Here is a 21,437-nt window from a genome sequence, read left to right as displayed (position 1 = left end):
CTTCCACTGCGGGGAGTACGCTTGATGCCAAGCCAGACCTCTGCCAGCAAAGCCTACACCCGGCGACGCTGGCTCTTCATCACCGCTGTTGGCGTCCAATTGCTGGTGGCCTGCATCAGCATCGTGCTGATGACCTCGGTGCGCGTCGTTGTGGGTGGCGAGAGCCTGTGGAGCAAAGGATTCAACGCGGCAGCCTTGCACCTCAACCAGTACGCAGAAACTGGCAATACCCAGGATTTTCTGGATTTCCAGGATGCGCTGACGACACCGCTGGGCGTCGGCCAGGCGCGTGAAGCACTGGACGAAGGCGACCGCCACAGCACGCGCATCCGCACCGGCTTGTTGCAGGGAGAAAACCACCCGGACGACGTCGACACACTCTTGTATGCCCTGCCCTGGGTGTGGACCCTGGACGTGCTGGCACCCACGCTGACAATCTGGCGCAGCGGCGATGCCCATGTGCAAGCCCTCAACCAGTTGGGCAAGGACATCTACAACCACCGCAACTCAGGGCGCCCGGTGACAGACCAGACGATTGCGTCCTGGCACGAAGAAATCAACAACATCAGCACCACCGTGGTCCCGCTGGCCAAGAAATTCAACGCAACGCTGGCCAGCAATGCCCGCGATCTGGAATGGCTGCTGATCTTTGTGAACATCTTCACCGCCGCCTTGCTGTGCACCATGCACTGGCTCGCCATCCAGAAAGCGATTGTCGAAAACCGCAAAACCAGCAGCAAGCTGGAGACCGAGCGCCAGCGCAGCAGCACCACCCTGGCCGCATTGGGCGACGGCGTACTGAACCTGGACGAGCAGCACCGCATCCGTTACGCCAACCCCTCCGCATCGCGGCTGCTGGACCTGTCGCAAGGCCATCTGCTGGGCCAGGACATCCAGACCATCCTGCCGTTTGCCACCGAGGTGCTGGTCAAACACCTGGCAGGCCCCAAACAGCCGGGAATGGCCCCACGCCGCGACGACAGCGTGCACTGGATCCGCCGCACCTCGGGCGACAACGTGGCCGTCCACGTCAGCGCCACCACGCTGGATGGTGAAAATTCCGGCACCGTGGTGGTGCTGCACGATGTCTCGCAGGAGCAGAACTACATGCGCATGCTGCAATGGCAGCAAAGCCACGACCTGCTGACCGGCCTGGACAACCGCGCCACCTTCGAGAAATACCTGCAGCAGGTGCTGGGCAAGCACCAGGCCAGCCTGCTGCACCTGAACCTGGACCACTTCAAGATGATCAACTCCAGCTACGGCCACGCAGCGGGCGACGAGATCCTGCGCCAGGTCTGCCAGCAACTGCGCCTGGTGCTGCGCGAAAGCGATGTGCTGGCGCGCGTGGGCGGCGACGAGTTCGCCGTGCTCCTGACCCACTGCCCGCCCCATGCCTCGATGCAGTCTGCCGAGCGCTTGCGCCAGTCCATCCACAATCTCAACGTGCAGTGGCGCCAGCACAACCTGCACACCGGCGTCAGCATTGGCGTGGTGCACATCGATCCGCAGCAAAGCTGCGACCCGGCCAGCCTGCTGGGCATGGCCGAAAGCGCCTGCAAGCACGCCAAGGAAAGCGGGCGCAACCGCATCACGGTCTACAACCCGCATGACCGCGCCTTCCAGCGCTACCAGGGCGACATGGAATGGGTGCAGCGCCTGCGCAACAGCCTGGAGGAAGACAAGTTCACGCTGTTTGCACAGACGGTCTACCCGCTGCACCCCGAGGACCAGGGGGGCGTTCACTTCGAGGTGTTGCTGCGCCTGTCGGACGTGCCAGGGCAACAATTGTCGCCGTCCGAATTCATCCCGATCGCCGAGCGCTACGACCTGATGAACCTGATTGACCGCTGGGTGGTGCGGCACGCCCTGCAACTGCTCAAGACGCACCTGGCGCAAGGCGCCGACATTCGCACCTGCTCCATCAACCTGTCCGGCTCCAGCCTGGGGGACAGCGACCTCACCGAGTTCATCCGGCAAAGCATCCTGGAGTTCGGCATCGCCGGCGACAAGCTGTGCTTTGAGATCACCGAAACCAGCGCCATCGCCAGCATGGACAGCGCCATCGCCATGATCACCGAGCTGCGCAAGCTCGGTTGCCGCTTCTCGCTGGACGATTTCGGCTCCGGCATGGCCAGCTTCCGGTACCTGCAGCAACTGCCCGTGGACTACCTCAAGATCGACGGCAGCTTCGTGCGCGACATGCTCAAGAACCCGAGCAACTTCGCCATGGTGGAGGCCATCGGCCACATCGGCCACGTCATGGGCAAATCCACCGTCGCCGAATTCGTGGGCGACCAGGCCACCTTCGACGCCCTGCGCAGCATGGGCATCGACTACGCCCAGGGCTACTACATCGCCACGCCGGTACCGCTGGACACCACCTACTTCCAGCACGCCCACCAAGCCCCACAGCAGCGCAGCCGGGCCACCGCGACCCCGGCCCCACGCGACTGAGGCCGCCCACAAAAAAGCCAGCGCAAGCGCTGGCTTCTGGGGTCAGCGCCTTCAGCGCTTGGGCTTGGGTTTGCCCCCTGCCGCAGGGCGTGGCTTGACGCCGGGGCGCGGCGGCAGCCCGGTGTGCTGGGTCAGCAGCTTACCGGGACGCGGTGAATTGCCACGCACCTCGGCCCCGCGGAAGCGCACATCGCTCTTGGGCTCCATCAGGGCGTACTCGTCCTGCTTGCGCGGGCGCAGCGCCACGGCCTTGCCATCCTGGTTGGTGGTATAGCCCAGGCCGGTCTTGCCACCTGCCGAAGGCGTGCTGTTCTTCTTGCGCGCGCTCTGGTAGCTGCCGTCCACCATGGGCTGGAAGGTCGGAATCAGGTGGTGCTTGCCGTTGCCGATCAGATCGGCACGCCCCATGGTCTTGAGCGCATCGCGCAGCAGCGGCCAGTTGTTGGGATCGTGGTAGCGCAGGAAGGCCTTGTGCAGGCGGCGGCGCTTTTCGCCACGCACGATGTCAACGGTTTCCTCGTCCCGGTCGCGCATCTCGCGGCGTACCTTGGTCAAGGTGTTGCGGCCGCTGTGGTACATGGCCGTGGCCGTGGCCATGGGGCTGGGGTAGAAGGTCTGCACCTGGTCGGCGCGGAAACCGTTCTTCTTCAGCCAGATGGCCAGGTTCATCATGTCCTCATCGCTGGTGCCGGGGTGGGCGGCGATGAAGTACGGGATCAGGAACTGCTTCTTGCCCGCCTCTTCGCTGTACTTCTCGAACAGCTGCTTGAACTTGTCGTAGCTGCCGATGCCGGGTTTCATCATCTTGGACAGCGGGCCGGCCTCGGTGTGCTCGGGCGCGATCTTCAAGTAGCCACCCACGTGGTGCTGCACCAGCTCGCGCACGTATTCGGGCGACTTGACGGCCAGGTCGTAGCGCAGGCCCGAGCCGATCAGGATCTTCTTGATGCCCGGCAGCTTGCGCGCGCGGCGGTAGATGTTGATCAGCGGACCGTGGTCGGTGTGCAGGTTCGGGCAGATGCCGGGAAACACGCAGCTGGGCTTACGGCAGTGCTTCTCGATCTCGGGGCTGGAGCAGCCCAGGCGGTACATGTTGGCAGTGGGGCCACCCAGGTCGGAGATGGTGCCGGTGAAGCCCTTGACCTTGTCGCGAATGTCCTCGATCTCCTGGATGATCGAATCTTCCGAGCGGCTCTGGATGATGCGGCCTTCGTGCTCGGTGATCGAGCAGAAGGTGCAGCCGCCGAAGCAGCCACGCATGATGTTGACCGAGGTGCGAATCATCTCCCAGGCTGGGATCTTGGTCGCACCTTCGTGGCTGCCGTGCTCGTCGGCATAGCTGGGGTGCGGGCCACGCGCGTACGGCAGGCCGAACACCCAGTCCATCTCGGCCGTGCTCAGCGGGATGGGCGGCGGGTTCAGCCACACATCGCGCGCCGTCGCGCCCTCCCCGTGGGCCTGCACCAGGGCTCGGGCGTTGCCGGGGTTGGTCTCCAGGTGCAGCACACGGTTGGCGTGGGCGTACAAAATCGGGTCGCTCTTGACCTGCTCGTAGCTGGGCAGGCGCAGCACGGTCTTGTCGCGCGGCGGCTGCTTGGCCTTGCTGCGCAGCGACAGGTTGGGCATGAACTGGATGGGCTGCACGGCCGGCATCGCCGATTCAGCAGCATTTGGGCCTGTAGCGCAGGCTGTGCCTGCGCTAGGCGCTATACCGTTTGCAGCATCTTCCTTGGAGCAGCTCTGGCCCTGGGCCGCGGCCTGCTCGCTGGTGGTCATGTAGGGATTGATGTGGGGCTCGACCACACCGGGCTCGTCCACCACGGAGGAATCCACCTCGAACCAGCCGTCTTCGGAGCTGCGGCGGAAGAACGCCGTGCCACGCACATCGGTGATGCTTTCCACCGGATCGCGCCGGGCGATGCGGTGCGCCACTTCGACCAGGGCGCGCTCGGCGTTGCCATACAGCAGAATGTCGCACTTGCTGTCCACCACGATGGAGCGACGCACCTTGTCGCTCCAGTAGTCATAGTGGGCAATGCGGCGCAGCGAACCCTCGATGCCGCCCAGCACGATGGGCACATCCTTGTAGGCCTCGCGGCAGCGCTGGCAGTAGACGATGGCCGCACGGTCCGGGCGCTTGCCGCCCACGTCGCCGGGGGTGTAGGCATCGTCGCTGCGGATCTTGCGGTCCGCCGTGTAGCGGTTGATCATGGAATCCATGTTCCCCGCCGTCACGCCCCAGAACAGATTGGGCTTGCCCAGGGCCTTGAAGGCCTCGGCGCTCTGCCAGTCGGGCTGGGCGATGATGCCCACGCGGAAGCCCTGGGCTTCCAGCACACGGCCAATCACCGCCATGCCGAAGCTGGGGTGGTCGACGTAGGCATCCCCGGTCACCAGGATGATGTCGCAGCTGTCCCAGCCCAGCTGATCCATCTCCGCCCGGCTCATCGGCAGAAACGGGGCCGTGCCAAAGCGTTTCGCCCAGTACGGGCGATAGCTGGTCAGCGGCTTGGCATCGCGCTGAAAAAAGGAAACATCAATCGGTGCGTTCATCGAGGGTTCGTGCGGGAAAATTCAACCCGCCAGTGTACGTTTGACCCTCCAACATTGGAGGCTGTAGGCTTATAGCGCTGCAACCCGGCCATGCGCTGGGCGTACCCAGACCTGCCCGGCTGCGCCGCCTTCCCTTTTTTCTCCGCCCTTCCGACCATGAGCATTGTCGTCTTTCACCTGCACAACGCCCAGCCCGCTGCCGAAGCCCCTGTCTGGGTGTCGCAGTGCCATGCCTACAGCGACAGCGCCATGACCCAGGCGCTGGCTCAGTGCCAAAGCCTGCGCGCCGACCCGCGCAACGCCCATGTCTGCATCTCGTCCAACCTGAGCGAGATGGTCGGCACCCTGGGCGTGGCGGCGGTGGAGAACGGCCGCACCCCCGACGGCGAACCCTACGACTGGAGCAAGGCCGGCCGCGCCGGGGCCGTGCGCCGCCGCTAGGCGCCGGACATTCACTATCGAATCGGCGTTTTGCGCAATACCAGCAAGCGCTGACCGCTATGGTTTAAGAATTTTCCTGGGGTGGCTTGTCCACCGCGGCCTTCCAGCCGAAATGCTGCAAGCCCGGCAGGGCGGCCTGCGCAGCGGCATAGCCCGCGGCTACGGCCTCCTTGGCACGGTGGAAATCCAGCAGCCCCATGTCGGACAGCCTGGGAGCAATCACCAATTCCGGCGGATCGCCCGCCATGCGGCTGCGCGTGATGCGCATCTGCATGATGTTGACGCTGGTCATCGCCACATCCAGCAGCGAGGGAATGGGGATCGCATCGCTGGCCGGGGTGGCGCGCCCGGCACGCTGCCCCCGCAGGCGGCTTTGCAGGCGCGCCATCCAGGCCGCGCTGTGCGCATCCACCACCTCCGCCGGCTGGCCAGCCGTATCGTCGGGGTGCGTCGCCACCACCCCCAGGGGGTGCATGTGGCGGTGCAGCAAGCTGGCGTTCAAATCCACGGCGATGACGATGTCGGCGCCCATGGCACGCGCCAGCGAGGCCGGCACCGGGTTGACCAGGCCGCCATCGGCCAGCAGCCGCCCCTCGCGCACCACCGGGGTGAACAGGCCCGGCATCGCGATCGAGGCCCGCACCGCGTCGGCGATGGAGCCATGGCGCAGCCAGACCTCGGCGCCCGAATGCAGGTCGGTGGCCACGGCGGCAAACGGCAGGGCCGAATCCTCGATGTTGAAATCCGCGAAATTGCGGCGCCAGAAACTGATCAGCTTCTCGCCCTTGAGCATGCCGCCCGACAGGTTGAAATCCATGAAACCGAAGACATCGCGCATACCCAGGCTTTGCACCCAATCTGCAAACCGCTCCAGCTCGCCGGCGGCATAGGCCGCGCCGACCAGGGCGCCGATCGAGGCGCCACAGACCACATCGGGGCGGATGCCGGCTTCGTCCAGCGCCTGCAGCACACCGATGTGCGCCCAGCCGCGTGCCGAGCCACTGCCCAGCGCCAATCCAATCTTCGGGGTGCGCCGGGCCAATGTCATGCTCAGTTCTCCGTAGCGTTCAGCAGCGCCAGCATGCCGGCTTCGTCCAGCACCGGCACGCCCAGTTCCTGGGCCTTGGCCAGCTTGCTGCCGGCCTCGGCCCCTGCGATCACATAGCTGGTCTTCTTGCTGACCGAGCCGCTGACCTTGGCGCCGGCCGCCTCCAGCAACTCCTTGGCGGCATCGCGCCCCAGGGTGGGCAGGGTGCCGGTCAGCACCACGGTCTTGCCCGCCAGCACCTGCGGGGCTTTTTCCGCCGGTGCGCCCTCGTCCCAGTGCACGCCGCAGGCGCGCAATTGCTCCACCACCTCGCGGTTGTGGGGCTGGGCGAAGAAGGTGTGGATGCTTTCGGCCACCACCGGCCCCACGTCACGCACCTGCAGCAACTGCTCGACGCTGGCATCCATGATGGCGTCCAGCGTGCCGAAATGGCGCGCCAGGTCCTTGGCCGTGGCCTCCCCCACATGGCGGATGCCCAGGCCGAACAGGAAGCGGTTCAGCGTCGTGGACTTGGATTTTTCCAGTGCTGCCAGTACGTTTTGGGCCGATTTTTCGGCCATGCGATCCAGCGAAGACAGCGCGGTCAAGCCCAAGCGGTACAAATCCGGCAAGGTGCGCACCACATGGCCATCCACCAGCTGGTCCACCAGCTTGTCGCCCAGGCCTTCGATGTCCATGGCGCGGCGCGCGGCAAAGTGCAGGAGGGCTTCCTTGCGCTGGGCCGGGCAGAACAGCCCGCCGGTGCAGCGGTGGTTGGCCTCGCCGGGTTCGCGCACCACCTCCGAGCCGCAGATCGGGCAGGCCTGGGGCATCTGGAAGTTGGGCACGTAGACCGGGCGTTCGCCGGGCACCTTGCCCACCACCTCGGGGATCACATCACCAGCGCGCCGCACGATGACGGTGTCGCCCACGCGCACGCGCTTCTTGCGGATTTCAAACAGGTTGTGCAGCGTGGCATTGGTCACCGTGACCCCGCCCACGCTGACCGGCGCCAGCCGCGCCACGGGCGTGAGCTTGCCGGTGCGCCCGACCTGCACGTCAATGCCTTCCATGACGGTGGGCATTTCCTCGGCCGGGTACTTGTGCGCCACGGCCCAGCGCGGCTCGCGCGTCACAAAGCCCAGCTGGCGCTGCAGGGCCAGGCTGTTGACCTTGTAGACCACGCCGTCAATTTCGTACGGCAGGCTGGCACGCTGCTGGCCCAGCTCGGCATGGAAAGCCACCAATTCAGGAGCACCCCGCGCAATACAGACCTGCGCTGCCACCGGAAAACCCCAGGTGCGCAGCTGCTGCAGCAAGCCATAGTGGGTGCTGAACACCGGCCCGCCCTGCTCGGGCGGCGTCACCTCGCCCACGCCATAGGCAAAGAAGGACAGCGGCCGTTGCATGGCGATGTGCGAATCGAGCTGGCGCACCGAACCCGCCGCCGCGTTGCGCGGATTGGCAAACAGCTTGCCGCCGGCGGCTTCCTGGCGCGCATTCAGCGCCTGGAAGTCGGCACGGCGCATGTAGACCTCACCACGCACTTCAAGCACCGGAGGCACGCCATCCGGCAGGCTCAGGGGGATCTGGCGGATGGTGCGGATGTTGTGGGTCACGTCCTCGCCCACCTCGCCATCGCCGCGCGTCACGGCGTGCACCAGGCGGCCCTGCTCGTAGCGCAGGCTCATCGCCAGGCCGTCGAACTTGGGCTCGGCCACGTACTCCACGGGCGGCGCGGCCAGGTCCAGCTCCAGCTCGCGGCGGATGCGCGCATCGAAGGCCTCAGCGCCCGAAGCCTCGTTGTCGGTTTCCGTGCGGATGGACAGCATGGGCACCACGTGGCGCACCGGCTTCAGTCCTTCCAGCACCGCACCGATGACCCGCTGCGTGGGCGAATCCGGCGTCTGCAGCGCAGGGTAGGCGCCTTCCAGGGCCTGCAGCTGCTGGAACACGCGGTCGTACTCTCCGTCGGGCACGGAGGGCGCATCCAGCACATAGTATTCATGCGCCCACTGGTTCAGCTGGGCGCGCAGCTGTTGCACCTTGGCAACAACGGTTTTAGGAGCAGCAGGCGTAGGCTGCTCGGGCGCTGGAGCGCCAAAAAGGTCCAGATTGTCGTGCATGCCGCCTCAATTGAACAGACGGCGCGCCAGCATGGAGCCGGCCGACAGTTCACGGCTGTCGAGCTTGTCGTACAGCTTTTGCAGGTCGGCCTCGATCGGGTCCAGCACCTGGGGCAGCAGCTGGTAGCCGTTCTGGTCGCACAGCATGCCGTCCATGCCTTCGCACAGCACCTGCACCACCTGGCGCAGGCGTGCAAACGGCTCCTCGGTGCGCGGCACCTGGGGCACGTCCAGGCTCAGCCAGACCTCGTGCACGGCCGTCTGGTCCAGGTTGTCGGCCTGGGCCGCCTGGGCGTCGTAGGCCAGGGTCAGCAGCGGTGCATGGCCGGGCGTCTCGGACGGCAGCAGCATGCGCCCAGGCATGGTGGCCGGCACGAAGCCGACGGCCGCGGCGTGCTGCTCGATGTAACCGGGGCTCCAGGCCGCGCGGCGCGGGCGCAGCATGAAGCTCAGCTGCGCATCGTGCTCGCCGGCGAACTGGTCCAGCTCGCGCGCACGCGCCACTTCGTGCAGCATGTCGGGCAGGTCCACGGCGGCATTCAGCGCATCGCCAAAGCCCTGCACCTTGGCCACGAACTCGGAAAATTCGATCTCGTTGAGCGCCCCCAGGCGGTTGGCCAGTTGCACCCCGGCCTGAAACGCTGTGTAGCGCTGGCCGGCACGCACGGTTTCCCATTCCTGGGTCGCGACGTTCAGGCCTTCGATACGGAACTGCTTGCTGCCGGCGCGGCGCGTGGTGGGCTGCACCATCAGGGCGGCATCGCCGGTGACCACGTGCTCCACGCGCAGCGGGGCAATCGCATCGATCAGGCCATCCAGTGCCAGCTTGCGCTCAGCTGCCTGGGCGGGCGAGACGGCCACGGCCACACTGCCATCCACCGCCGCCGTGGCCGGTGCGGCGTCCAGCGACGGGTCAGCAGCCCACGCACCGGCAACCGCCTCTTGCGCAGGCGCGGTGTCCATCAGGGGGTCGACCACCGGCGCGCGGTGGCTGGGTGGCAGATCGGTCACATCCACGCCGTCCAGGGCCGGGTCGAAGCGCGAATGCCCCTCGCCCAGGCGCGTGTCTCCGTCGGCATACTGCGCGCGCTTGGGGGCATTGCGCCGGTGGGTCCAGGTGTTGTAGGCCACGATCAGGCCCAGCAGGATCACCCCCACCACGGCCAGACTGATTTGAAGGGTACTCATGGAATTGCTTCGTCCCGTAATCCGTTGACTCAGGCGTGGGCCATGGACAGGGCCGATTCCATGTCCACGGCCACGATGCGCGAGACACCTTGCTCCTGCATCGTCACACCGATCAGTTGTTGCGCCATCTCCATGGCAATCTTGTTGTGGCTGATGAACAGGAACTGGGTTCCCTTGCTCATGCTGGCCACCAGTTTGGCATAGCGCTCGGTGTTGGCGTCATCCAGCGGCGCGTCCACCTCGTCCAGCAGACAGAACGGCGCGGGGTTGAGCTGGAAGATGGCGAACACCAGCGCAATCGCCGTCAGGGCCTTTTCGCCACCCGACAGCAGGTGGATGGTCTGGTTCTTCTTGCCCGGTGGCTGGGCCATGACCTGCACGCCGGAGTCCAGAATTTCATCGCCGGTGATGATCAGCTTGGCCTGCCCGCCGCCGAACAGCTCGGGGAACATGCGGCCAAAGTGCTCGTTCACCGTGTTGAAGGTGCCCGACAGCAGCTCGCGCGTCTCGTTGTCGATCTTCTTGATGGCGTTTTCCAGCGTGGTCATGGCCTCGGTCAGGTCGGCCATCTGGGCATCCAGGAAGGTCTTGCGTTCCTTGGCCAGCTGCAGCTCTTCCAGGGCCGCCAGATTGACCGCGCCCAGGGCCGCGATCTCGCGGTGCAGGCGGTCGATTTCCGACTGCAGGCCGTGCAGCTTGACATTGCCTTCCAGGATGGACTGCGCCACCGCCGCCAGGTCGGCCCCGGCTTCGGCCAGTTGCTGCTCGTACTGGGCACTGCCCAGCGAGGCGGCCTGCTCCTTGAGCTGGAATTCGGTGATGCGCGCGCGCATCGGGTCCAGCGCGCGTTCGATCTGTACGCGACGCTCATCGCTGGCACGCAGCTTGTTGGTCAGGTCTTCGTAGGCGCTGCGCGCGGTGGCCACGGCCTGCTCGCGCTCCATCTTCAGCGCCAGGGCATCCTGCAGTCCACCCTGGGCGGCGGCATCGTTCAGGCGCCCCTGCTCGGCCTGCGCGCGCTCGCGCTCTTCCAGCAGCGCCTTGGTCTGCTGCTCGGCGGTTTCCAGCGTGCGCTGCAGCTCGCCCTGGCGGGCCTGCATGCTGCGCTGGCTGAACGTGGCTTCCTGTGCCCGGCGCTCCAGCGTACGCAGCTGCTCCCGGCTTTCGGCCAGCTTGCGCTCGGCCTCGATCACGCGGTCGTCCAGCTGGGCGTGCAGCTCCTGGCTGTCAGCCAGCTGCATGTCCAGCTCTTCAAAGCGTGCCTCGGCGGCCACGGCACGCTCCTGCAGCTCGTCCAGCGTGGCCTGCACCTCGGCCACGTCGGCCTCGATCTGTGCCGTGCGCGCGCGCGCCTGCTCGGCCTGCTGCGTCAGGCGCAGCATGTCCACCTGCAGCTCGTGCGCGCTCTGCTTGGCCTCACTGGCCTCGCGGCGCGCGCTGACCAGGCGCTGCGAGGCATCGCCATAGGCGGCCTCGGCCTTGGCCAGGGCGGTGCGGGTTTCTTCGCTGATCAGGGCCTGGGCGCGCAATTCTTTTTCCAGGTGTTCGATCTCCTGGGCGCGTGCCAGCAGACCGGACTGCTCCGAATCCTGCGCATAAAAGCTCACGCTGTGCGCCGTCACGGCATGGCCGGTGGGCACATAGATGGTGTCGCCGGGCCGCAGCTGCGCCCGGTGGCTCAGCGCCTCGTCCAGCGAAGCGGCGGTGTAGCAACCGGCCAGCCATTCGCAGAGCACGGCCTTGAGGCCCGCGTCGGTCACGCGCAGCAGGTCGGCCAGCAGGGGCAGGCCCTGGCTGGTCAGCGCAATGCTGGCGTCGGGCCGGGAGTAAAACGCCAGGCGCGCCGGCGGGGCATCCTTGGCGCCGGCCCCCAGGAAGCCGCGCACCATGTCCAGGCGGCTGACTTCCAGCGCGCCCATGCGCTCGCGCAAGGCCGCTTCCAGCGCGTTTTCCCAGCCGGCTTCCACGTGAATCTTGGTCCACAGGCCCTGCAGGCTTTCCAGCCCATGCTGGGCCAGCCAGGGCTGCAACTTGCCATCGGTCTTGACCTTTTCCTGCAGCGCCTTGAGGGCCTCCATGCGCGCGGCCAGCTCGGCCTGCCTGGAGGTCTCGGCATTCAGGGCCTGCTGGCGCTGGCGCCGCTCGTCATCGAGCTGGGGCACGCTGTCCTGCAGCTCCACCAGCACCGCCTCCGCCATCTCGGCCATCTCGGCGGCGTCCGCGTACTGGGCGCTGACTTGCTGCAGCCGGTCTTCGTCGGGTGCAGCCAGCGCATTGCGGTCGTTGCGCAGACGCTCCAGCCGGGCTTCGTGCTGGCGGGTTTGCTCGTTCAGGCTACGCTGCTCGGCGGCCAGCACCTGGATCTGCTGCTGCACCTGCACCACCTGCTGGCGCTGGGTATTGGCCTTGTGCTGGGTGGCGCGCAGTGCGTCTTCGAGGTCCGGCAGGCGCTGGCTCTGCTCTTCCAGCTGCGCGGCCAGCATTTCGGCCTGCTCTTCGGCATCCATGCCGCTGGCAGCCAGGTGCTCCAGCTCGGCATCGGCATCGTCCTTGCGCTGCGCCCACTGGGCAATCTGCTCGGCCAACTGCTGCATGCGCTGCTCGACACGCTGGCGGCCCTCGACCACGTAGCGGATCTCGGCCTCCAGCTTGCCCACCTCGGCCGTGGCTTCGTACAGCCGTCCCTGGGCCTGGTTGACCTGGTCGCCGGCCTCGTAGTGCGCCTGGCGCACAGCTTCCAGATCGGCCTCGATGTGGCGGATTTCCGCCATGCGGCTTTCCAGCTCGTTGACGGCCTGCAGGCCTTCCTGGCGGATCTTGGCCAGATCGCCCTCGGCGTCCTGCTTTTTCAGGAACCACAGCTGGTGCTGCTTGAGCGTCACGCTGGACTGCAGCGTGTTGTACTGGGCCGCCACCACGGCCTGCTTTTCCAGCTTGTCGAGGTTGGCGTTCAGCTCGCGCAGGATGTCCTCGACGCGCGTCAGGTTCTCGCGCGTGTCACCCAGGCGGTTCTCGGTCTCGCGGCGGCGTTCCTTGTACTTGGACACGCCGGCCGCCTCTTCCAGGAACAGGCGCAGCTCCTCGGGCCGCGACTCGATGATGCGGCTGATGGTGCCCTGACCGATGATGGCGTAGGCGCGCGGACCCAGTCCGGTGCCCAGAAACACGTCCTGCACATCGCGGCGACGCACCGGCTGGTTGTTGATGAAGTAGCTGCTATTGCCATCGCGCGTGAGCACGCGCTTGACGGCGATTTCCGTGAACTGGCCCCATTGGCCGCCCGCGCGGTGGTCGCTGTTGTCGAACACCAGCTCCACGCTGGAGCGGCTGGCCGGCTTGCGGTGCGTCGTGCCGTTGAAGATCACGTCCTGCATGCTCTCGCCGCGCAACTCGCTGGCCTTGCTCTCCCCCAGCACCCAGCGCACGGCATCCATGATGTTGGACTTTCCGCAACCGTTGGGGCCGACCACACCGACCAGCTGGCCCGGCAGCAGGAAGTTGGTGGGTTCGGCGAAGGACTTGAAGCCGGAGAGCTTGATCGAATTAAGGCGCACGGAGGTCGGGTCGGAGAAGCAGACGTGGCAACAGTGGAAACCAGGGGCCGATGATAACGCGCCTGCTTACAACTGCCGCCCGGGCTTCGGCGCGGACTTTGTAACAAAAAAGGCTTTTGCGCAGGTGCAGCCAGCGCATCCAGCTCTCAATTCAGGAGTTCACGGTCCGCGAGGGTTCTCACACCGGGCGCGGCGCCAAGGCGATGATGGCCATGCCACACAGGCAGACGGCGACGCCGGCCCATTCCCAGGCCGTCGGGCGCAGGCCGTCCACCAGCCACAGCCAGACCATGGCCACGGCCACGTAGACACCGCCGTAGGCGGCATAGACCCGACCGGCGGCGGCCGGGTGCAGAGTCAGCAACCAGACAAAGGCCACCAGGCTGGCGGCGGCCGGCAGCAGCAGCCAAGCGCTGCCCCCCTGCTTGAGCCACAGCCACGGCAGGTAGCAGCCCACAATCTCGGCCACGGCCGTCGCCACGAACAGGCTCGCCGTCTTGAGCAGCCCACCCAGGCTGCCCACCCAGACCGCCTCAGACATGGCTGCGCTCCGAACGGGCCGCGCCGTAGGCCCGTGTCCAGGTCTCGAATTCCGCAATCGGCTTGGGCTGGCTGAACAGGAAGCCCTGCCAGTAATGGCAACCGCTGGACGCGAGGAATTCGCGCTGCGCCTCGGTCTCCACGCCTTCGGCGATCACCTGCAGGCCCAGGCTGTTGCCCAGGGCGATGATGGAGCGGGCGATCGTGGCGTCGTTGGTGCTGGACAGCACCTCGTAGACAAAGCTCTGGTCGATCTTGAGCTTGTCCAGCGGCAGGCGCTTGAGGTAGCTCAGCGACGAATAGCCTGTGCCGAAATCGTCCAGCGAGAAGATCACGCCCATGGCCTTGAGCTGCACCATCTTGCGGATGGTGTCCTCGACATCGGCCAGCAGCATGCCCTCGGTCAACTCCAGCTCCAGCATGCGCGGCGGCGCGCCGGTGACGCGTAGGGCCTGCTGCACCTGCTCCACAAAGCTGGGCTGGTAGAACTGGCGCGGGCTGACGTTGACCGACATGGTCAGGCCCGCCATCTGCGGGTCCTTGGCCCACTGCGCCAGCTGGCGGCAGGCGGCGTACAGCACCCATTCGCCCAGCGGCAGGATCAGGCCGGACTCTTCCGCCGCCGGCACGAACACGCTGGGGGAGATGAAGCCCTTGACCGGGTGCTTCCAGCGCAGCAGCGCCTCAGCACCGATCACCTTGTCCTTTTGCACCTGGGGCTGGAAGTACAGGTCGAACTCATGGCGCTCCAGGGCCAGGCGCATGTCCTTTTCCATCTCGACCCGGGCACTGACGGCCTTTTGCATGCGGGGATCAAAGAACTGCAGCGTGTCGCGGCCCGCGCTCTTGGCCTGGTACAAGGCCAGGTCGGCGCGCTTGAGCAGCTCTTCCACGGTGTCGCTCTTGCCACTGAACACCACGGCGCCCATGCTGACGGTCACGTGAAAGTCCTGCGCCCCCAGGTAGAACGGTGTGCGCAGCGCCTCCAGCACCGCACAGCCCACCTGCTCGGCGCGGCGCCCTGCCTCCAGGGGCTCGCTGGGCAGGTCCTCCAGCACCACGGCGAACTCGTCGCCCCCCTGGCGCGCCAGGGTGTACTGGCCCGCGATGCAGTTGCTCAGGCGCGTGGCCACCAGGCGCAGCAGCGCATCGCCATGCTGGTGGCCCAGGGTTTCGTTCAGGGATTTGAAATTGTCGATGTCCAGCAGCAGCAGCGCACCCTTGCCACCGCCCGGGCGCTGGCAGCGGGCCACGGCCTCGGCCAGCCGCTCCAGCAGCAGGCGGCGGTTGGGCAACTGGGTGACGGTGTCGTAAAAGCCCAGCCAGCGGATTTCCTCTTCCGCGGCCTTGCGCTGGCTCAGGTCCACAAAGCTCAGCAGGATGCGGCCACCCAGGAAGCGGCCCGACACCTCGATGGGCAGTTCCTTGCCGTCCTTGCTGCGCAGCAGGTATTCGGCCGCCGGCATGTTGACGCCGGTGGGCACCACCTCGCAGCGCCCGGCGTTCAGTCGCTGCAGCAGCGCGGCATGCTGCATGGCGTCCACGCACAGCAGGCGCCACAGCGTGGTTTCGTCGGCCATGTCGCACTGCGACCAGCCGGTCATCACCTCGAACTGGTGGTTCACGAACTCGATGTTGCCGCTGGGCCCGACCACCACCAGCCCCACCGGCATGTAGCGCAGCATTTCGCTGGAATAGGCTTCGCGTGCGTGCAGCTGCGCCTGCAGGATCTGGCGTTCGGTCACGTCCAGCAGCAGCACGATCTGGCGCCCCATGGACTGCCCGGCGTTGTCCACCACGGGCGATACCCAGACCTCGGTCCAGACCTCACTGCCATCGGCGCGCACCATGCGCTGCGTCACCGTGAAATGGGCCAGGCGGCCGGCCGCCAGCGCGCCTTCCAGGCGCTGGAACTCGGGGCGTTCCTCGGGGTGCAGGATCTGGTAGAGATCCATCATCTCCAGCGTCTTGGGGTCATAGCCCACAACATCGGAGAAGCGGCTGTTCACGCTGAGGTAGCGACCGGTGCCGGGCTCGATCTCGGCCACGCCGATCGCCGACTGGTGCAGCAGCGCCTTGAGGCGGTCGCTTTGCTGGCGCAGCAAGTTGTGCTTGACGCGGGTCTGGAATTGCGCGCGCAGCCGCTGGTGCGACAGCACGGCCACCAGGGCCGCCAGCACCAGGGTCGCGCCCAACCCGCCAATGCCGACAATCATGGGGTAGGCGCTTTCCAGCGCCGACAGCACCTGGGGCTGGGGGGCAAACTCCAGCGACCAGATGCGCCCCCAGACCAGCAGCTCATGCTGCACTTTGGGGGCACTGGCCGGCAACTGTGCCCAGCCATCGCTCACATAGATGGGCAGGCGCGGTGCGCGACTGGTGGCACTGCGGTGCGAAGCCGAGCCCTGGTCCTTGATCGACACCAGCCCCTGCTCCAGCCCCCCGCGTGCCATGAAATGCTCCAGCAACTGGTTGGCACGCAGGCCCATCGCCAGAATGTCGCCCTGGTGAACTGCGGCGGACCGGACCGAGGCCGGCCACATCGGCATGCCGATGACCACCCGCTGCGGCGAGGCATCCCCACCCAGCACCGAGAACGGCTCGCTCATGCTGGGCTCCAGGCTTTCGGGCAGCCGGGCCCACAACTGGGTCAGCGCTTCCAGGTTCTGGGCGTTCTCGCCCATCCAGACATCGGTGCTGCGGGTGGGCCAGACATCGGCCATTTCAAAGCCGGCCACGGCCGAAGGCATGCGCCGCACCAGGCTCAGGAATTCCACACCCGGATAGCGCTGCGCATTGAGCTGGGGCAGCAAGGGCGAAGACAGGCTCTCCGGCGATTTGCCGAGCACAGCCATGCCATAGACCAGCTCGCCATAGGCATCCATCTTCTGTTCCAGCGCGCTGCTAAGCTGCAGGGCCTGCTGCTCCAGACGCTCCAGTGTCATGCTGGCCCGGTGCGCTTCCAGGGTGTGCCACAGGCCCAGACTCAGGACACCACCCACTGCGCAGACGGTCACGGAAAGCCACCACAGTTGCAATCGCTGTCGGAACTTAGAGCGAAGTTTCATGAATCACTAGAGCTGTGCCGCAATGCAGGTATGCAATTGCTAACAAAAATTAACCGAAGCGATAGCATAACCTTGGCTCAGGCCCTGTTTGGGCAAACCAAACTGCTAAATAACCCTGAGTCGACCACGCTCACAGGGGCTTGAGCCGGGACTGGTGTTCTGTAAACAAATGCTTCAGTAGTTTCCATACCACTTGGATGCGCGGCACCCCCTTGGCTTCCTCGGGCATAGACATCCAGAAGCTGCGCTCGAACCGCGCCTGCTCGGGCAGCACGCGCTGCAGCAGCGGGTCCCGGTCGGCCAGGAACGCCGGCAGCACCGCCAGGCCTGCGCCGGCGCGCACGGCCTCGTACTGCGCTGCGATGCTGGTGCTGCGGAACACGAAATGGGTGGGCTTGTACAGCTGCGACAGCAGCTGTAGCTCCTGCGAGAACAACAGGTCGTCGACGTAGTGGATGAACTGGTGGTGGCGCAGGTCCTCGCTGCTGTGCACCAGCGGCTTGCGCGCCAGGTACTGGCGCTCGCCATACAGATATAGGTGGTAGTCGGTCAGCTTGCTGACCACCACCGTGCCGCGCTTGGGCCGCTCCAGGGAAATGACGATGTCCGCTTCGCGCCGGGACAGGTGCATCAGCCGGGGCAGCGCCAGCAGGTCCACCGACAACTTGGGGTACTGCATCGACAGGCGCGACAGCGGCGCGGCCAGCAACTGCACACCCAGCCCCTCGGTCACGCCGACGCGCACCAGTCCGGCCACCGCCGCATGCTCGGCATCGCTGTGCCGCGCCAGGTGCTCAATGCCGCTGGCGGCCTGTTCCATGGCCTGCGCCGTGGGTAGCAGCTGGCGCCCGGCCTGGTTGAGCTTGTGCCCCGTGGCATCGCGCACGAACAGCGGGGTGCCCAGCTGGAGCTCCAGCGCCTGGATGCGCCGGGCCACGGTGGTGTGCTCCACGCCGAGTGCACGCGCCGCCCCCACCAGCGTGCCGGTGTGGGCCAGGGCCGCAAAGAAACGCAAATGATCCCAATCCATGGTCACAGTATGACTGTGCATTTATGCAAAGCCAAGGTGCGTAAATGCGTATTGCTTTGGCAGTTTTGCACACCTAGCATGTCCTCCATGGTCGGGCGAATGCACCGCAGCCGCTGCCAAGCCCACCTGATTCCTACAACACCCTGGAGACACGCACCATGAATGCACCTGCTTCCCAAGCCGTCCTGGCCCCGACCGTCAAACTGCTGATCAACGGCCAGTTGGTCGAATCCAAGACCACCCAGTGGCGCAACGTGGTCAATCCGGCCACCCAGGAGGTGCTGGCCCGCGTGCCCTTTGCCACCCCCGAGGAAATCAACCTGGCGGTGAGCAACGCCAAGGAAGCCTTCAAGACCTGGAAGAAGACCCCCATCGGCACCCGCGCCCGCATCTTCCTGAAGCTGCAGCAGCTGATCCGCGAGAACATGAAGGAGCTGGCCGCCATCCTGACCGCCGAACAGGGCAAGACCCTGCCCGACGCCGAGGGCGACGTCTTCCGCGGCCTGGAAGTGGTAGAGCACGCGGCCAACATCGGCACCCTGCAACTGGGTGAGCTGGCCAACAATGTGGCCAACGGCGTGGACACCTACACCCTGAACCAGCCCCTGGGCGTGTGCGCCGGCATCACCCCCTTCAACTTCCCTGCCATGATTCCGCTGTGGATGTTCCCCATGGCGATCGCCACCGGCAACACCTTCGTGCTCAAGCCTTCGGAGCAGGACCCCATGGTCACCATGCGCCTGTGCGAGCTGGCACTAGAAGCCGGCGTGCCCCCCGGCGTGCTGAACGTGATCCACGGCGGAGAAGACGCGGTGAACGCCATCTGCGACCACCCCGACATCAAGGCCATCAGCTTCGTCGGCTCCACCAAGGTCGGCACCCACGTCTACAACCGCGCCAGCCTGAACGGCAAGCGCGTGCAGTGCATGATGGGCGCCAAGAACCACGCCATCGTCCTGCCCGACGCCAACAAGGAGCAGTCGCTGAACGCCCTGGCCGGTGCTGCTTTTGGTGCGGCCGGCCAGCGCTGCATGGCGCTGTCGGTGGTGGTGCTGGTGGGCGAAGCCCGCAACTGGATCCCCGAGCTGGTCGAGAAGGCCAAGACCTTGAAGGTCTCCGGTGGCACCGAGCCCGGCACCGACGTCGGCCCCGTGGTCAGCTGCGCCGCCCTGTCGCGCGTGGAAAGCCTGATCGAGCGCGGCATTGCCGACGGCGCCAAGCTGGAGCTGGACGGTCGCAAGCCCCAGGTGGTCGGTTACGAGAAGGGCAACTTTGTCGGCCCCACCATCTTCAGCGGCGTCAAGCCCGGCATGAGCGTGTACGACCAGGAAATCTTCGGGCCCGTGCTGTGCATTGCCGAGGCCGCGGACATCGATGAAGCCATCGCCTTCATCAACGCCAACCCCAACGGCAACGGCACGGCCATCTTCACGCAAAGCGGTGCCGCTGCGCGCAAGTTCCAGGAAGAGATCGACGTCGGTCAGGTCGGCATCAACGTGCCAATCCCCGTGCCCGTGCCCCTGTTCTCGTTCACCGGCAGCCGCGCCTCCAAGCTCGGCGACCTGGGCCCCTACGGCAAGCAGGTGGTGATGTTCTACACCCAGACCAAGACGGTCACCGCGCGCTGGTTCGACGACTCGACCACCAGCCACGGCGTGAACACCACCATCAGCCTGAAGTAAGACTGCGCAAAGCATAGCTGGCAGCGCTGGTGCAGATTGGGCAGGAGGCCGTTTGGATACCAAACTCTGGGATGATGCAGGCATGAATTTGCCTGCCCCCTCCCTGGCCACCGCCTGCTTGCTGGTGGCCGTGCTGATCCACAGCCCTGCCGTGCGGGCCCAGGCCGGCGCGGCCTGCGAACCCGGTGCCAGCGACACCGCCAGCCGCAATGCCTGCGCCGTGCAGCGCTTTCAGCAGGCCGACAGCGCGCAGAACATTCTGTATGGCGATGTGATGCGCGCCCTGTCGGCCCACGAGCGCCCGGCCCTGCGCAAGGACCAGAGCGCCTGGAGCCGCCAGCGCACCAGCACCTGCAAGGCCCGCCATGCCGGCGACGAGGGCCGCGCCGACTGGCCCCAGCGCTTGCACGACTGCCTAGCGCAGCAGACCGAAGCCCGCCACACCGCCCTGCGGCACTGGCTGCACCACGGCGAAGCGCCGCCCCCCTGAGCCGCGGACCTTGCATCTGCGGACACCGCCTTCGACAACAACAAAGAGACAGGAGACACCGCCATGGACTTTGAACTCAGCGCAGACCAACGCGCCTTTGCCGACACCGCGCGCCAGTTCGCCCAGACCGCCCTGGCCCCGCATGCCGCCGAATGGGACCGCGAAGCCATCTTCCCGCGCGAGGCCATCGCCCAGGCCGGTGAACTGGGCTTTTGCGGCCTGTACGCCCCCGAGAACGCCGGCGGCCTGGCCCTGCCGCGCCTGGATGCGACGCTGGTGTTCGAGGAGCTGGCCGCCGTCGATCCCAGCACCACCGCCTTCATCACCATCCACAACATGGCCACCTGGATGCTGGGCACCTGGGCCACCGAAGCCGTGCGCACCACCTGGGGCGAGGCGCTGACCAGTGGACAGAAGCTGGCCAGCTACTGTCTGACCGAACCCGGCGCCGGCTCGGACGCCGCCTCGCTCAAGACCCGGGCCGACAAGGACGGTGACCAATACGTGATTAACGGGGCCAAGGCCTTCATCAGCGGTGCCGGCAGCACCGACGTGCTGGTGCTGATGGCCCGCACCGGAGCCCCCGACTCGGGCGCCAAGGGCATCAGCGCCTTTGCCGTGCCGGCCGATGCCCCGGGCATCAGCTACGGCAAGAAGGAAGAGAAGATGGGCTGGAACAGCCAGCCCACGCGCGTCATCAGCTTTGACAATGTGCGCATCCCGGCCGACCACCTGCTGGGCCAGGAAGGCGAAGGCTTCAAGATCGCCATGAAGGGGCTGGACGGCGGGCGCATCAACATCGCCACCTGCTCCATCGGCGCCGCCCAGGGCGCCCTCACCCAGGCGCAGCAGTACATGCAGGAGCGCAAGCAGTTCGGCAAGGCGATTGCCAGCTTCCAGGCCCTGCAGTTCAAGCTGGCCGACATGGCGACCGAGCTGGTCGCCGCGCGCCAGATGGTGCGCCTGGCCGCCAGCAAGCTGGATGCCGCCGCCCCCGACGCCGCCACCTACTGCGCCATGGCCAAGCGCTTTGCCACGGACGCCGGCTTCATGGTCTGCAACGAGGCCCTGCAGCTGCACGGCGGCTATGGCTACATCCGCGAGTACCCGCTGGAGCGCCTGATGCGCGATGCGCGCGTGCACCAGATTCTGGAGGGCACGAACGAGATCATGCGTGTCATCATTGCCCGGCGCATGCTGGAGGCCGACGCGCCCGACGCCATCCGCTGACATTTTTCATAGCTGGCAGCGCACACTGCACAAGCCCCAACACCCTTTTCC

The 21,437-nt window shown here is 66.3% G+C and carries 13 protein-coding genes; 5 read left to right on the top strand and 8 right to left on the bottom strand.

Annotated elements, in window-relative coordinates:
- Positions 1–24 precede the first annotated feature (24 nt).
- On the top strand, positions 25–2,457 hold the full coding sequence (locus SJH88_RS01485; protein ID WP_274753422.1) for a putative bifunctional diguanylate cyclase/phosphodiesterase: 2,433 nt from the start codon (positions 25–27) through the stop codon (positions 2,455–2,457).
- A 51-nt stretch (positions 2,458–2,508) separates the two neighbouring features.
- On the opposite strand, the gene SJH88_RS01480 is transcribed toward SJH88_RS01485, so the two are convergent.
- A complete protein-coding gene (locus SJH88_RS01480; protein WP_274753421.1) occupies positions 2,509–5,010 on the bottom strand; it encodes a YgiQ family radical SAM protein in 2,502 nt (833 codons plus the stop codon).
- Between the two features lie 156 nt (positions 5,011–5,166).
- On the opposite strand from SJH88_RS01480, the gene SJH88_RS01475 reads away from it, so the two are divergent.
- Positions 5,167–5,451, top strand: coding sequence for a hypothetical protein (locus SJH88_RS01475; protein WP_274753420.1), 285 nt, complete (start codon positions 5,167–5,169; stop codon positions 5,449–5,451).
- Between the two features lie 64 nt (positions 5,452–5,515).
- On the opposite strand, the gene rssA is transcribed toward SJH88_RS01475, so the two are convergent.
- The 7 genes from rssA to SJH88_RS01440 all read right to left on the bottom strand — a co-directional run bounded on the left by rssA (position 5,516) and on the right by SJH88_RS01440 (position 17,984).
- Positions 5,516–6,499, bottom strand: coding sequence for a patatin-like phospholipase RssA (gene rssA, locus SJH88_RS01470; RefSeq protein ID WP_274753419.1), 984 nt, complete (start codon positions 6,497–6,499; stop codon positions 5,516–5,518).
- Positions 6,500–6,501: 2 nt separating this feature from the next.
- Positions 6,502–8,604: an NAD-dependent DNA ligase LigA gene (gene ligA / locus SJH88_RS01465; RefSeq protein WP_274753418.1), complete on the bottom strand. Its 2,103-nt coding sequence runs from the start codon at positions 8,602–8,604 to the stop codon at positions 6,502–6,504.
- Positions 8,605–8,610: 6 nt separating this feature from the next.
- Entirely contained in the window at positions 8,611–9,792 is a 1,182-nt protein-coding gene (locus tag SJH88_RS01460) for a cell division protein FtsZ (RefSeq protein WP_274753417.1), read from the bottom strand.
- A gap of 29 nt (positions 9,793–9,821) precedes the next feature.
- Complete coding sequence (gene smc / locus SJH88_RS01455) at positions 9,822–13,346, bottom strand: chromosome segregation protein SMC (protein ID WP_274753416.1); 3,525 nt, start codon at positions 13,344–13,346, stop codon at positions 9,822–9,824.
- Positions 13,347–13,524: 178 nt separating this feature from the next.
- Entirely contained in the window at positions 13,525–13,887 is a 363-nt protein-coding gene (locus tag SJH88_RS01450) for a YnfA family protein (RefSeq protein WP_420921704.1), read from the bottom strand.
- Entirely contained in the window at positions 13,880–16,954 is a 3,075-nt protein-coding gene (locus SJH88_RS01445; RefSeq protein WP_274753415.1) for a bifunctional diguanylate cyclase/phosphodiesterase, read from the bottom strand. Before SJH88_RS01445 ends, SJH88_RS01450 begins: the two co-directional genes overlap by 8 nt.
- Before the next feature lie 130 nt (positions 16,955–17,084).
- A complete protein-coding gene (locus SJH88_RS01440) occupies positions 17,085–17,984 on the bottom strand; it encodes a LysR family transcriptional regulator (protein ID WP_274753414.1) in 900 nt (299 codons plus the stop codon).
- A 158-nt stretch (positions 17,985–18,142) separates the two neighbouring features.
- Here SJH88_RS01440 and SJH88_RS01435 point away from each other — a divergent pair, with 158 nt between their 5' ends.
- The 3 genes from SJH88_RS01435 (at position 18,143) to SJH88_RS01425 (ending at position 21,386) form a co-directional block, all read left to right on the top strand.
- The gene (locus SJH88_RS01435) at positions 18,143–19,666 is read left to right on the top strand and encodes a CoA-acylating methylmalonate-semialdehyde dehydrogenase (protein ID WP_045266698.1); all 1,524 of its coding nucleotides are present in this window, start codon (positions 18,143–18,145) and stop codon (positions 19,664–19,666) included.
- 82 nt (positions 19,667–19,748) lie between these two features.
- A complete protein-coding gene (locus SJH88_RS01430) occupies positions 19,749–20,156 on the top strand; it encodes a lysozyme inhibitor LprI family protein (protein WP_274753413.1) in 408 nt (135 codons plus the stop codon).
- Between the two features lie 63 nt (positions 20,157–20,219).
- Entirely contained in the window at positions 20,220–21,386 is a 1,167-nt protein-coding gene (locus SJH88_RS01425; protein ID WP_274753412.1) for an acyl-CoA dehydrogenase family protein, read from the top strand.
- Positions 21,387–21,437 lie beyond the last annotated feature (51 nt).

It is taken from the genome of Comamonas sp. GCA5, from assembly GCF_036541385.1.
Classification (GTDB): Bacteria; Pseudomonadota; Gammaproteobacteria; order Burkholderiales; family Burkholderiaceae_C; genus Comamonas; species Comamonas aquatica.
Note: the sequence above shows the minus strand (reverse complement) of the source record. Positions and strands in the feature narration are given on the sequence as shown.